Annotated in this window: 12 protein-coding genes; 6 read left to right on the top strand and 6 right to left on the bottom strand. The window is 72.8% G+C overall.

The annotated features are described in order from the left end of the window. Positions 1 to 56 precede the first annotated feature (56 nt). Entirely contained in the window at positions 57 to 1,682 is a 1,626-nt protein-coding gene (locus O7553_RS21095) for a glutaredoxin domain-containing protein (RefSeq protein WP_281551414.1), read from the top strand. 4 nt (positions 1,683 to 1,686) lie between these two features. Here the strand turns inward: O7553_RS21095 and O7553_RS21090 are convergent, their stop codons facing one another. From O7553_RS21090 to O7553_RS21080, 3 genes are read right to left on the bottom strand one after another with little or no spacing between them, the layout of a single operon-like run. After that, a complete protein-coding gene (locus O7553_RS21090) occupies positions 1,687 to 2,361 on the bottom strand; it encodes a class I SAM-dependent methyltransferase (RefSeq protein ID WP_281551413.1) in 675 nt (224 codons plus the stop codon). Next, entirely contained in the window at positions 2,358 to 3,113 is a 756-nt protein-coding gene (locus O7553_RS21085) for a DUF2064 domain-containing protein (protein ID WP_281551412.1), read from the bottom strand. Before O7553_RS21085 ends, O7553_RS21090 begins: the two co-directional genes overlap by 4 nt. Continuing rightward, the gene (locus tag O7553_RS21080) at positions 3,110 to 3,784 is read right to left on the bottom strand and encodes a glycosyltransferase family 2 protein (RefSeq protein WP_281551411.1); all 675 of its coding nucleotides are present in this window, start codon (positions 3,782 to 3,784) and stop codon (positions 3,110 to 3,112) included. Before O7553_RS21080 ends, O7553_RS21085 begins: the two co-directional genes overlap by 4 nt. A 144-nt stretch (positions 3,785 to 3,928) precedes the next feature. Between O7553_RS21080 and O7553_RS21075 the strand changes: the two genes are divergently transcribed. Beyond that, a complete protein-coding gene (locus O7553_RS21075) occupies positions 3,929 to 5,326 on the top strand; it encodes a hypothetical protein (RefSeq protein WP_281551410.1) in 1,398 nt (465 codons plus the stop codon). A 39-nt stretch (positions 5,327 to 5,365) separates the two neighbouring features. Here O7553_RS21075 and O7553_RS21070 read toward each other — a convergent pair whose 3' ends face one another. Next, positions 5,366 to 6,454, bottom strand: coding sequence for an NAD-dependent epimerase/dehydratase family protein (locus O7553_RS21070; protein ID WP_281551409.1), 1,089 nt, complete (start codon positions 6,452 to 6,454; stop codon positions 5,366 to 5,368). A gap of 115 nt (positions 6,455 to 6,569) precedes the next feature. On the opposite strand from O7553_RS21070, the gene O7553_RS21065 reads away from it, so the two are divergent. Together O7553_RS21065 and O7553_RS21060 are read left to right on the top strand one after the other, a co-directional pair. Then, positions 6,570 to 7,904, top strand: coding sequence for a molybdopterin-dependent oxidoreductase (locus tag O7553_RS21065; protein WP_281551408.1), 1,335 nt, complete (start codon positions 6,570 to 6,572; stop codon positions 7,902 to 7,904). Then, positions 7,897 to 8,403 (top strand): hypothetical protein, encoded by a 507-nt coding sequence (locus tag O7553_RS21060; RefSeq protein WP_281551407.1) that lies wholly within the window; start codon positions 7,897 to 7,899, stop codon positions 8,401 to 8,403. The genes O7553_RS21065 and O7553_RS21060 overlap by 8 nt, the downstream gene beginning before the upstream one ends. Positions 8,404 to 8,451: 48 nt before the next feature. Here O7553_RS21060 and O7553_RS21055 read toward each other — a convergent pair whose 3' ends face one another. Beyond that, positions 8,452 to 9,978: a catalase gene (locus O7553_RS21055; protein ID WP_281551406.1), complete on the bottom strand. Its 1,527-nt coding sequence runs from the start codon at positions 9,976 to 9,978 to the stop codon at positions 8,452 to 8,454. A 130-nt stretch (positions 9,979 to 10,108) separates the two neighbouring features. Then, complete coding sequence (locus tag O7553_RS21050; RefSeq protein ID WP_281551405.1) at positions 10,109 to 10,993, bottom strand: ABC transporter substrate-binding protein; 885 nt, start codon at positions 10,991 to 10,993, stop codon at positions 10,109 to 10,111. A gap of 133 nt (positions 10,994 to 11,126) precedes the next feature. Between O7553_RS21050 and O7553_RS21045 the strand changes: the two genes are divergently transcribed. Together O7553_RS21045 and O7553_RS21040 are read left to right on the top strand one after the other, a co-directional pair. Continuing rightward, the gene (locus O7553_RS21045) at positions 11,127 to 11,729 is read left to right on the top strand and encodes a copper resistance CopC family protein (protein WP_281551404.1); all 603 of its coding nucleotides are present in this window, start codon (positions 11,127 to 11,129) and stop codon (positions 11,727 to 11,729) included. Between the two features lie 66 nt (positions 11,730 to 11,795). Further along, positions 11,796 to 12,407 (top strand): copper chaperone PCu(A)C, encoded by a 612-nt coding sequence (locus O7553_RS21040; protein WP_281551403.1) that lies wholly within the window; start codon positions 11,796 to 11,798, stop codon positions 12,405 to 12,407. The last annotated feature ends 2 nt before the right edge of the window (positions 12,408 to 12,409 follow it).

The following is a 12,409-nucleotide window of genomic DNA, read 5'->3' as shown; positions in this document are numbered from 1 at the left end:
TGTATGCTCAATGAAGCGCCCGGGGCCCGGTAACCGCAGCCAAAGGAGGCTCTATCGTGCACCCGTCCCTGCCCACCCGACCGACCGTGCGTGCGTTCACCAAGCCCGACTGTGTCTTCTGCGCCCGGGCCAAGCGGACGCTCACCGGCGAAGGCATCGACTTCCAGTCGTACGACGTCACCGCCGACGCCCGCACCGCGAACGCCAGCGCCTACTTCTCCGGCGCGTACACCGTCCCGCAGATCTTCCTCGGCGACTACCACGTCGGCAGCGCCGACGACCTGGACCGGCTGGCCGCGACCGGCCGGCTGGCCGCCCTGACCACCGCACCACACCGCGGCGACCTGGACCTCGACGCGTACACCGACGACGAGCTGGCCGACGGTGCGGCCGACCTCGCACTGTCCACAGTCATCCCCACCAGCGACGGCACCCACGACCCCGACCCGCAGACCTGGCCGATCCTGCACATGTACCGGAGGTTCTTCGGCTTCTGGCCCAACACCTTCGCCTACCTGCACCGCTGGCCGGCAGCCTACAAGCTGTTCGTCTACTGCCAGAACGCGGCGGCCGTGCAGGCCGGCGGGCAGCGGCTCGGCCGGGCGGTGATGTCCGAGGTCGCCTACGCGACGTCCCGCGCGCACGGCTGCTCCTACTGCATGACCCACGCCGTCGCCGTACCCGGCGCGACCGGCCCGGCGGAACCGGACAGCGCGACCGGGCCGCACGAAGCCGCCCTGACCGACCTGGCGGCCCGGGCCACCCGCAACGCCGTCACCCCACAGGCGTTGGCGAAGGTCCGGGACACCGTCGACCAGGCCCGCCACGGCGACGGGGACGCCCAGGCCAGGATGGACGCGCTCACCATGGTGGTGGCGTCGTTCGGCTTCCTCAACGTGTTCAACGACCTGGTCGGCCTGGAAATCGAGGGCGACTGGGCGGCGACGGCCAGTGCCCGGGGCGTGACCGCCGGCCGGCACGCGGTCGGCGACACCAACCCGCGCAACCTCGACCACGAGCTGCCGTCCGGCGGGCCGACCCTGCCGCAGCTGATGGCCGGCTACGACGAACTCGTCGGCGACCCGGAGACCTACGCCGAACGCGAGCTGGGTTTCGTCCCGGCCTGGGTGCGGGCCTGGCCGGCCGCGCAGCGCCGCCGGCACTGTCACCTGTACGTCGAACTGATGCGCGACCGGCCGCACTCGCGGATCCCCGCCGACCTCAAACACCTGATGGCCCGGGTGTCGGCCGTCGCCCGGGACCACGGCTACCTGGCCGCCGCCGAGGGCTACCTCGCCTTCACCGCCGCACCGGACCGGTCAAACGCGGTGACCCGGATCGACCGCTGCGTGGCCGCCGCCACCGGCCGTGCCGACGACGGCGGCGTCTTCGACGACCGGGAACGCGCGGCGCTGCGGCTGGCCTGGCTCTCCGCCCAGGTGCCGCTGGTGACCCCCCGGCGGCAGGTGCAGCCGGCCATCAACCACTTCGACGCCGACGAACTGGTCGAGCTCGCCGTGGTCTGCGCGGTCGCGTCGATGCTCCAGCGGTTCGCCGCGCTGACCGGCCCGGCCGTCGAACCGCAGGTACGCGAGTTCCTCGCCCGGCACAATCTGTCGGCCGATCCACTGGTGCTGCGCTACCCGCTGCCGGACGGCGCGGTGTCGGACGGCGGGCGGTAGCCACTCACCGCGACACCGCCAGTTCGCCGAACCACCGGCCGGCGTCGCGGAACACCTCCCGGACGGTCAGCCCACCGGCGGCCGCAGCGGCTCGGACCGCGTCGGTGTCCAGCCGTGCCCACCGGAACGCCGGCCCCAGCCGGGGCCGGCCCCCGGCGGCGGTGCTGACCACGTGCGCGTACCCGCGCCACAGCCCGACCCCGGGCGGATCCAGTTCCACCAGCAGGGTGCCCTGTGGATGCAGCAACGACCGGCACCGGCGCAGCAGCGCCACCGGGTCGCCGCCGATGCCGATGTTGCCGTCCAGCAGTACGGCGTGCCGCCACCGGCCTTCGGCGGGCAGCCGGTCGAACAGGTCACTGTGGATCGCCACCCCGCCCCGGGCCCGGGTCAGCGCCACCGCCCGGGCCGACACGTCCACCCCGACGGCGGTCACCCCGGCCCGGGTCAACGCCACCGTGACCCGGCCCGGCCCACAGCCCAGGTCCAGGGTCGGGCCGCAGCACCGGGCCACCACCGCGTCGGCTGTCGGCTCCACCGGCCCGTGCCAGCGCTCCACCGGCAGCTGCCAGCGGACCCCGTCACCCTGCACCAGCCAGTGTCCGCCGGAAGCCGGAGCCAGCAGGGGGGCGGCGAAACCGTGGTCCGCCGCGTACCGGCCGGGCACGCTGGCGGTCACCGTCGTGCCCCAGCCGCAGGCATCGCCACCGTCACCGGTGTCCGGGCCAGGGCCGGTACGCCAACCGCCGCCACCTGTCCGGCGAACCGGCTGCCGGGGACCGCGTCGGCCACCGCCAGCGCGTCCGGCCACTCGTCGACGTCGCACAGCACCGGTAGCGGCGCGACCCGCAACCCTCGCGCGCGCAGCGCTGACCAGGTGTCGCGTCCGGTGTGCGAGGTCGACATCGGCACCCGCCGCAGCACCTCGGCGTGCCGGGGATCGGTCAGGCCCAGCGCCCACCAGCCGCCGTCGGCAGCCCGACCGAGCACCGCTGCGGCCCGGGTGAATCTCCCATCGACACCGGTCAGCGCCCTGCTGGCGGCGGTCAGCGCCGCGCCGGTCAGCTGCGGGGTGTCCATCCCGATTTGCAGCACCGGCCGGCCCGGGTAGGCCGCCGCCACGTCGGCGTGCGCGTTGGCCAGCCGGTCGGCGAAACCGTCCCCGCGCTGTGGCAGCACCCGCCAGCCGGCGGTCGCCACGGTCAACTCCTCGGCGGCACCCGGGTACGCGTCAGCGTCGGTCAGCCGGCCCGCCAGCGCCAGCACCGGCGTCACCGCACCGGCCGCGCCGGTCGCACGGACCGCGTCCATCGTGTCCAGCAGCGCGGCGGTGGCGATCCGGGCGGCCTGCGCGGGAGTGGCCGGTGGGCAGAGCCGGGTCTTCACCAGCCCGGCCACCGGTGCCTTCGCCATCACCAGCAGGACGGTCAACGGGCACCGTCCACGGTGCGCAACACCCGACCGAAGTCGCGGGTCGCCCGGAGCGTGCCGCGTACCGAGCCGGACACCTTCGACCGGGTGCCGGCCGCCCGGGGTGCGTACGTCACGTCCAGCTCGACGATGCGCCACCCGGCACCGGCGGCCCGGATCATCAGCTCCAACGGGTAGCCGAAGGCCCGGTCGGTGACCCCGAGCGACAGCAGTGCCTCGCGGCGGGCCACCCGGATCGGGCTCAGGTCCCGCAGCGGTACGCCGCGCTGCCGTAGCAGCGCCGCGACCAGCGCCGTACCGGCCCGGGCATGCCAGGGCCAGACCCGCGCCGACACCGGTCGGCGGCGTCCCACGGTCAGTTCGGCGTGCCCGTCGGCCACCGGACGCACCAGCGCCGGCAGCTCCGCCGGGTCGAACGACCCGTCCGCGTCGAGCACGCAGACCAGCTCGGTCTCGGCGGCCAGCAGACCGGTGTGCACGGCCGCCCCGTACCCGCGTCGGGGCTCGTGCACCACTCGGGCGCCGTGCTCGACGGCCACCTGCGGGGACCCGTCCCGGGACCCGTTGTCCACCACCAGCGCCCGGTAGCCGGGCGGCAGCGCGGCGAGTACGCCCGGTAGGGCGGCTGCCTCGTCGAGGCAGGGCAGCACCACGTCGATCGGTGTCGGCATACCGCCGACGCTAGGACGAACCGCCCCCGACCGGGTGGCGTTCCGCGCTTACGGAAGTCTTACGGGCGGCAATTCTTACCGGAGGGTTACGGTCCGGCCGTTGCCCGGTCCGGATGCCGGTGCAGGCCGTACCGTCCGGTGGTCATGACACCAGAATCCGCCACCCGGCGGTCCGGTCGCGCCGACCTGATCGTGCTCGGGGTCGAGTTGGCGCTGATCGCCGCCGCCGTCGTCGTCGGTGTGGTGCTCAACCGGCGAGGCGTCGGACTCTATGCCGAGACCGCACCGCTGTACGCGTTCTGGCGTCCGCACGTCGGCTGGGGCACGCCGCTCGCCGTCGTGGTCGCCGTCGCGGTCGTCGGCTGGGGGGTACGGTGGGCGCGCACCGCCAACTGGGGGCAGCTGCTCGGCGTCGGGTACCTCGCCGCGGTGGCCTGGATACTGTCGCTGGCCCTGATCGACGGCTGGACCGCCGGGGTCACCGAACGCCTCACCAACCAGGCCGAGTACCTGCACGAGGTGCACCGGATCACCAGTATCCCGGTGATGCTGGCCGGGTTCAGCGACCGGATCATCGACTTCCAGCCCGGCTCCTGGTCCACGCACACCGCCGGCCACCCGCCGGGGGCGCTGCTGGTCTTCGTCTGGCTGGACCGGATCGGCCTCGGCGGTGGCACCGCGGCCGGCCTGGCCTGCATCCTGATCGGCGCGACCATGGTGGTCAGCGTGCCGGCGGCGCTGCGTCGGCTCGGCGCGGAGGACGCCGCCCGCACCGTCCTGCCGTTCCTGGTGCTGCTGCCCGGCGCGGTGTGGATCGGCTCGTCCGGCGACGCGGTGTTCACCGGGGTGGTCGCCGCCGGGCTGGCCCTGCTGGCCGCCCGCCACCCGGCGGCGCTGCTCACCGGCGGCCTGCTGCTCGGCTTCGCGCTCTACCTGTCGTACGGGTTCGTGCTGGTCGGACCGTTGGCGTTGGCGGTGCTGGTGATGCGGCCCGGCCGGTTCCTGCCCGCGCTGCTGATCGCCGGCACCGGGGTGGCCGCAGTCGTGGTGGCGTTCACCGCCGCCGGTTTCTGGTGGTGGGAGGGCTATCAACTGGTCGTCGAGCGGTACTACCAGGGCTGGGCGGCCGAGCGTCCGTACAGCTACTGGGTGTGGGCCAACCTGGCGGCGATGCTGCTCTCCGCTGGCCTGGTCGTCGGGCCGGCGCTGCGGCGCACGATCGGGGCGGCCCGGCAGGCCACGCCGACGGTACCTGCTGCCCCGACCGAGCCGGCCGGCGCGTCGCGCGGGCGACGGCTGCTAGCCGGGTTGCGGGCCGCCGCACGGCCGACGGTCGTGCTGCCGCTGACGGCGGCCGTCGCGATCCTCGCCGCCGACCTGTCCGGGCTGAGTAAGGCCGAGGTGGAACGGATCTGGCTGCCGTTCGTGGTGTGGCTGCTGGTCGCCACCGCCCACCTGCCGGCCGGCGCACGCCGCTGGTGGCTGGCCGGGCAGGCGGCGACCGCGCTCGCCGTCAACCACTTGCTACTCACCTTCTCCTGACCGGGTCCCGGGCCGGCGCTGGCAGCGCCGGCCCGGGTCTCAGGCCGGCACCGGCAGGGCTGCCGGTTCACCCTGCAGCGCGGCCGGCTCCCGCAGCGGGTCGGTGGCGAACGCGGTCACCCCGTCGGCGAAACCGACCCGGGCGGTGAAGCCGAGCAGTCGCGCCGCCCGGCCCGGGTCGGCCACCACGTGCCGTACGTCCGCCGGCCGGGCACCGCCGACGATCGCCGGCTCCGGCCCGCCCATCGCCGCCGCCAGTTGCCGGGCAAGCTCACCGACCGGGTGCGGCTCACCCGAGCAGACGTTCACCGGCACCATGCCGGCCGGCTGGTCGGCGACCATGGCCAGCAGGTTCGCCCAGGCGACGTCGGTGACGTGCACGAAGTCCCGCTGCTGCCGGCCGTCCTCGAGCACCTGCGGTGCCCGTCCGTCGGCCAACGCCGACCGGAACAGCGACGCCACTCCCGCGTACGGGGTGTCGCGTGGCATCCGGGGGCCGTAGACGTTGTGGTAGCGCAGCGCCCAGCCACCGCCGCCGGTCTGCCGCGCCCACGCCGCCGCCAGATGCTCCTGTGCGAGTTTGCTCGCCGCGTACGTGCTGCGCGGTTCCAGCGGCGCGTTCTCCGGCACCCGCGTCCAGCGGAGTTCACCGGCGCACTGCGGGCAGCGCGGGTCGTACCGGCCGGCGGCCAGGTCGTCGGGGCGGCGCGGCGCCGGCCGGACGACGCCGTGGGCGGCGCAGGTGTAGCGGCCCTCGCCGTACACCACCATCGAGCTGGCCAGCACCAGTCGGGTCACGCCGGCCCGGTGCATCGCGGCCAGCAGTACCGCGGTGCCGTAGTCGTTGTGCCCGGCGTAGGCCGGCGCGTCCGACGGGTCGAGGCCGTGGCCGACCATCGCCGCCTGGTGACAGACCACGTCGACGCCGGGCAACAGCCGGTCCAACAGTTCGCCGTCGCGGACGTCGCCGCGTACCAGGTCGTGCCGGCGGACCCAGTCGGGTGGCTTGTCGCCGTGTGCCTGCGGCAGCAGCGCGTCCAGCGCGACCACCTCGTGTCCCTCGTCGACCAGCAGGTCGGCGACGTGCGATCCGATGAACCCGGCCGCGCCGGTGAGCAGTATCCGCATCCGCTCACGGTATGGCCGGTCGGTGGGTCGCCGGTCCGGTTCCGGCCAGTCGTCAGAATTCCGTAATCGTCGAACCGGGCCCTGACCGGGTCGTCGCGAACTAGCGTCCCGGTACATGGCCGCCACCACCGATCCGGTTCCGGACCCGGGCTCCGGCCCCGCCTCCGCCGGTCCTACCTCCGCCGGCCCGTCCGACGTTGCCCGCCGCTGGCGCAGCCCGCTGCGCGGCCCCTGGCTGACCTCGGTCCTCGGCCTCGTCCTGCTGATCGGCCTGCCGGTGGTGATGATCACCGGGCTGCTCGACTACATCGCCTACGGACCGCAGTTCGGGCAGGCGTTCCCGCGCGACGTCGGCTGGCTGCGGCTGCCGTACTTCGACTGGCCGACCCGCCCGTCCTGGCTGTTCCGGGTCAGCCAGGGCCTGCACGTGGCGTTGGGGATCGCGCTGATCCCGGTGATCCTGGCCAAACTGTGGTCGGTGATTCCGAAACTGTTCGCCTGGCCGCCGGTGCGGTCTGCGGCGCAGGCACTGGAGCGGATCTCCCTGCTGCTGCTGGTCGGCGGGATCCTGTTCCAGACCGTCACCGGTGTGCTCAACGTGCAGTACGCGTACCTGTTCGGGTTCGACTTCTACACCGCGCACTACTTCGGGGCGTGGGTGTTCACCGCCGCGTTCGTCGTTCACGTCGTACTCAAGCTGCCCCGGATGGTCACCGCGTTGCGGTCCCGGCCGCTGCGTGCCGAACTGCGTACCTCGCGGGCCGACACCCGGCCCGAGCCGCCCGACCCGGACGGCCTGGTCGCCCTGCGGCCCGCCCCGGCGACGATCAGCCGCCGGGGAGCGCTCGCCCTGGTCGGCGGCGGATCGCTACTGCTGGCCGTGCTCACCGTCGGGCAGAGCCTGGACGGCCCGTGGCGGCGGCTGGCCCTGCTGCTGCCCCGTGGTCGACCGGCCGGTGACGGACCGAACGGCTTCCCGGTCAACCGCACCGCCGCGGCGGCCGGGATCCGGCCGGCCGACACCGGCGACGGCTGGCGCCTGGAACTGCTCGGCGACGACGGCCGGGTGGTGAGCCTGAGCCGGGAACAGCTGCTCGGCATGCCTTCGCACACCGCCCGGCTGCCGATCGCGTGTGTGGAGGGCTGGTCGACCCTGCAGACCTGGACCGGGGTACGGCTGCGCGACCTGGCCGCCGAGGCCGGGGTGCCCGAGCCGGCGTCGGCCCGGGTCACCTCGATCCAGCGCGGCGGCCTGTTCAACAAGGCGACCCTGCAGGCCAACCAGGTGCTGGACCCGGACTCGCTGCTGGCGCTGCGGGTCAACGGCGTCGACCTCTCCCTCGACCACGGCTTTCCGGCCCGGATCATCGTGCCGGCGCTGCCCGGCGTGCACTGCACCAAATGGGTGGCGACCATCGACTTCAGCGGCGACGGTGACGGCAATGGGTGACCGGAGCAGGCAGCTGGTGGCCGGGCGGCTCCGGGCCGGCTACGGGGCGCCGTGGTGGCACCCGCTGTTGCTGGTGGGTTGCTTCGCGGTCGCCGGCTGGGTGGCGCTGCGGCTGGCCGGCGAGGCGACCGCCGTACGGATGCTGATCTGGTTCGTGGCCGCAGTGATCGTGCACGACCTGGTCATGTTCCCGGTCTACGCGGCCGCCGACCGGGCGCTGCTCACCGCGACCCAGGCGGCCACCGGGAACGGTAGCCGCCCGGCGCGGCTGTCCGTGGTGAACCATGTCCGGGTGCCGGCGCTCGGGTCGGCGCTGCTGTTCATCGTCTACCTGCCCGGCATTCTGCGGCTCGGCGGCGGCACGTTCACCGCCGCGACCGGCCTGACCCAGCAGCCGTACCTGACTCGCTGGCTGCTGGCCAGCGCGGTGATGTTCGCCGTCAGCGGGCTGTGGCTCGCCGTCCGCCTGCACCGCGTCCAGTCGCGGGACCGCCGATGATCCAAAGCGTCGGGTCGAGGTACCCCGACCGGGACGTACCGCCATGGGTCAGGCCTTGGCCTGCATGCTGGACCGGGCGGGATTGGCCTGCTTGGCCGCCTTCGGGTCCTTCTCATCCTGCTTGGCCCGGACTCCGGCGGCCACCCGGTCGCCGATGTTCTTGTCGACGTTGCGCCAGTACTCGAAGGCACGCTGCAGCACCGGTTCGCTCACCCCGTTGAGCAGGTGCCCGACGATGTTGTCGACCAGCCGGTCGCGGGCCGCGTCGTCCAACACCCGGCGGACCATGGTGCCGGCCTGCCCCCAGTCGTCGTCCTCGGCGTGCGACGAGTATGCCGCCCGGACCATCTCGCCGTCGGCGTACCAGATGCCGCCGTCGTCGGTGAGATCCGGCTGCGCCTGCGGTCCACCGTACGAGTTCGGCGCATACACCGGGTCGGTGACGTTGTGTACGCGCATCGCGCCGTCCTTGGAGTAGCTGTGTGTCGGCACCTTCGGCGAGTTGACCGGGATCTGCCGGTAGTTGACGCCGAGCCGGGCGCGGTGCGCGTCGGCGTAGCTGAACCCGCGGGCCAGCAGCATCTTGTCCGGGGACAGCCCGGTGCCGGGCACCACGTTGTTCGGCTCGAACGCCGCCTGCTCCATCTCGGTGTGGTAGTCGGTGACGTTGCGGTTCAGGGTCAGCCGGCCCACCTCGTGCAGCGGGTAGTCGCCGTGCGGCCATACCTTGGTCAGGTCGAACGGGTTGAACCGGTACGTCCTGGCCTGCTCGAACGGCATCACCTGCACGTACAGCGTCCAGGACGGGAACTGTCCGGCGGCGATGTGCTCGAACAGGTCCCGCTGGTGGTAGTCGGTGTCGGCCGACGCCATCTGGTCCGCCTCGTCCTGGGTGAAGAACTCGATGCCCTGGTCGGTCTTGAAGTGGTATTTGATCCAGAACTTCTCGCCCCGCGCGTTGATCCACATGTACGTGTGGCTGCCGTACCCGTTCATGTGCCGCCAGGTACGCGGAATGCCCCGGTCGCCCATCAACCAGGTGACCTGGTGCGCGGATTCCGGCGACAGGGTCCAGAAGTCCCACTGCATGTCGTGGTCGCGCAGGTTGTTGTCGGCCCGGCGTTTCTGCGACCGGATGAAATGCTGGAACTTCATCGGGTCCTTGATGAAGAAGATTGGCGTGTTGTTGCCGACGATGTCGAGGTTGCCGTCGCTGGTGTACAGCTTCACGGCGAAGCCGCGCGGGTCACGCCAGGTGTCCGGGCTGCCCCGTTCCCCGGCGACGGTGGAGAACCGGACGATCGCCTCGGTCTCGGTGCCGGGCTGGAAGACCGCCGCCCGGGTGTACGCGCTGACGTCGCCGGTCACCTGGAACACGCCGAACGCGCCGCCGCCCTTGGCGTGCGGCTGCCGCTCCGGGATCCGCTCCCGGTTGAAGTTCGCCATCTGCTCGATCAGGTAGTGGTCCTGCAGCAGCAGCGGGCCGTTCGGGCCGACGGTGAGCGAGTGTTCGTCGCTGGCGACCGGCACCCCGGCGTCGGTGGTGGTCGGTGGGCGTTGTCGCTGGTCGGTCACGAGTTCTCCTCGGGTCGGCTGAAATCTGCGCTACTGGCACTCATACCCAGCCAACGACGATCCCAGCCCTGCGTGCTCGGCCGGTGGGCCCGACACTGGATCCCCGATCAGGCGACGCGGGCGGCCGTGATCAGGCGACGCGGGCGGCCGCGCCGGCCGGCGCGGCCGGCACCCGGTCGGGGTGCAGCACGGCGGCGATGGTTTCGACCCCGTCGATCAGCCGCGGTCCGGGCCGGACGACGAGGGAGTCCCCGTCGAGCGCCCACACCGGTACGCCCGGCATCCGGTCCGTCACCACTCGGGCCTGCTGGGCGGCGCCGTCGAGATGGAAGCCACACGGTGCCACCAGCACCACGTCCGGGTCGGCGGCGGCGAAGGCGTCCCAGGTGGTCTGCGTCGAGCGGGCACCGGGACGGGCGGCAACCGGGTTGCCTCCGGCGGCCGACACCAGGTCGGGCACCCAGTGGCCGGCGGTGAACGGCGGGTCGACCCACTCCACCACCGCCACCCGGGGCGCGGCGGCGCCGGCGACTGCGGCGGCCACCGCCGCGAGCCGGCGGCGCAGGCCGGCGACCAGCACGCCGGCCCGATCCGGTACGCCGGTACGTTCACCCACCGCGACGAAGGTGTCGAGCACCTCGTCGAGGGTGTACGGGTCGAGCGACAGCACGTCGGCGCGGCAGCCGAGGTAGTCGAGGGCGTTGGACACCTGGCCGGACGGCAGCGCGCACACCCGGCACAGGTCCTGGGTGAGGATCAGATCCGGTGCCAGGCCGGCCAGCGCGTCAGCGTGCAGCGTGTACAGGTCGTCCCCGGCAGCCATCCGGCCCTTGACGTAGCTGTCGATCTCCGCCGGGGTCATGCCCCGGGTGTCGCGGCCACCGACCACGATGGCTTTGTCCCGGCGGGCGGTCGGCGGCTCGTCGCACTCGAAGGTCACCCCGACGAGATCGTCGTCCAGCCCGAGCGCGTAGACGATCTCCGTCGCCGACGGCAGCAACGACATCAGGCGCATCAGGTCATTGTGCGGGCTGGCAAGCTGTCCGACCAGCGGCGAGCGTCGCGACGTGAGTAATGTTCAATCGATTCCGGGCCGGGTCCAGAAGCCCTGACCGAGGGAGGTGTCATCCGTGCCGACAACAGCCGAGATGTCCGTACGTGGTCGCCGTGGCGTCGCCTTCGCCACGCTGGGCCTGCGCGCGGCAGTGTCCGTCACCGCCGCCGTTGCTGCCGTCCTGCTGCCGGCGTCGCAGGCTGTGGCGCACAACGCGCTGGTGAGTTCGCAGCCCGGGCAGAACACCCGGGTGACGCAGGCGCCGGAAGAAATCGAGCTGGTGTTCACCGAGCGGCTCAACGGCGAGTTCACCACCATCGTGGTCAGCGACGCCGGTGGTGCGCAGGTGCCGGTGGAGGGCCCGGTGGTGGATCAGCAGCGGGCTGTGGCGCGGCCGGTGCAGCCGTTGCCGGACGGCGTCTACACGGTGGCGTACCGGGTGGTGTCGGCGGACGGCCACCCGGTGCAGGGGTCGTTCCGGTTCGCGGTGAACGCGCCGCTGACCGCCGCGTCCGGTGCGGCGACGGCGAGCGCCGCCGCGACCGGGAGCGCGGCAGCGGAACCCGGGCAGGCGCAGCCGGAGGAGCCGTCGGGTGGCGTCGAGCGGTGGCCGTACCTGGTCGGCGGGGTGGCGCTCGTGATCGTCGGGGCGGCCGTGGCGGCGTTCTTCGCCGCGCGTCGCCGACGGGTGACCTAGGTCACTTCCGGAACCGGTGTGGATCACGGCCCGACTACTCGGATACCACTCGTGAGGAGAACGCGCATGTCAACAGCGGTCCAGGCTGGTTCGGTACGGAAGCGGGCACGGCGGCTCGCGGCGCTGTCCGGCTTCGCCGGTGTCGTGCTCGCCTTCGCCGGCTGCGGTGGCGACGGGGCGTCGACAACCGCCGAGCCGACGCCGTCGGACAGCCCGGCGGTGACCCAGACCGCCGGGCTCGTCATCGAGGATCCGTGGGTGAAAGCCGCCGACGAGGGCATGACGGCCGCCTTCGGGGTGCTGGTCAACGACACCGACGCCGACATCACCGTCACTGCGGTCGAGACCGCGATCTCCCCGATCGAGCTGCACGAGATGGCGATGCAGGACGGCGCGATGGTGATGCGGGAGAAGGGCGGTGGGATCACCGTACCGGCCGGCGGCAGCCACACCCTCGAACCCGGCGGCGACCACATCATGCTGATGGACATCGCCGAAGCGGTTCAGCCCGGTGACGAGATCACCTTCACGATGACGTTCGCCGACGGCGGGACGTACGAGTTCAGCGCGGTGGCGAAGCCCTTCGCCGGGGCCGAGGAGAGCTACGACCCGGACTCGGAAATGGACATGGACATGGACATGGACATGGACATGGACATGGACATGGACAACGGCTGAGC

Source organism: Solwaraspora sp. WMMA2059 (assembly GCF_027497315.1).
In the GTDB taxonomy this organism is placed as follows: Bacteria; Actinomycetota; Actinomycetes; order Mycobacteriales; family Micromonosporaceae; genus Micromonospora_E.
The sequence above is the reverse complement of the archived record's forward strand: the minus strand, read 5'-3'. Positions and strand labels throughout refer to the sequence as shown.

Coding starts and splice junctions, on each gene's coding strand:
- O7553_RS21060 (WP_281551407.1), top strand. CDS start 7,897: ATGGGTGACCGGAGCAGGCAGCTGGTGGCCGGGCGGCTCCGGGCCGGC.
- O7553_RS21045 (WP_281551404.1), top strand. CDS start 11,127: ATGTCCGTACGTGGTCGCCGTGGCGTCGCCTTCGCCACGCTGGGCCTG.
- O7553_RS21070 (WP_281551409.1), bottom strand. CDS start 6,454: ATGCGGATACTGCTCACCGGCGCGGCCGGGTTCATCGGATCGCACGTC.
- O7553_RS21050 (WP_281551405.1), bottom strand. CDS start 10,993: ATGCGCCTGATGTCGTTGCTGCCGTCGGCGACGGAGATCGTCTACGCG.
- O7553_RS21040 (WP_281551403.1), top strand. CDS start 11,796: ATGTCAACAGCGGTCCAGGCTGGTTCGGTACGGAAGCGGGCACGGCGG.
- O7553_RS21080 (WP_281551411.1), bottom strand. CDS start 3,784: ATGCCGACACCGATCGACGTGGTGCTGCCCTGCCTCGACGAGGCAGCC.
- O7553_RS21065 (WP_281551408.1), top strand. CDS start 6,570: ATGGCCGCCACCACCGATCCGGTTCCGGACCCGGGCTCCGGCCCCGCC.
- O7553_RS21075 (WP_281551410.1), top strand. CDS start 3,929: ATGACACCAGAATCCGCCACCCGGCGGTCCGGTCGCGCCGACCTGATC.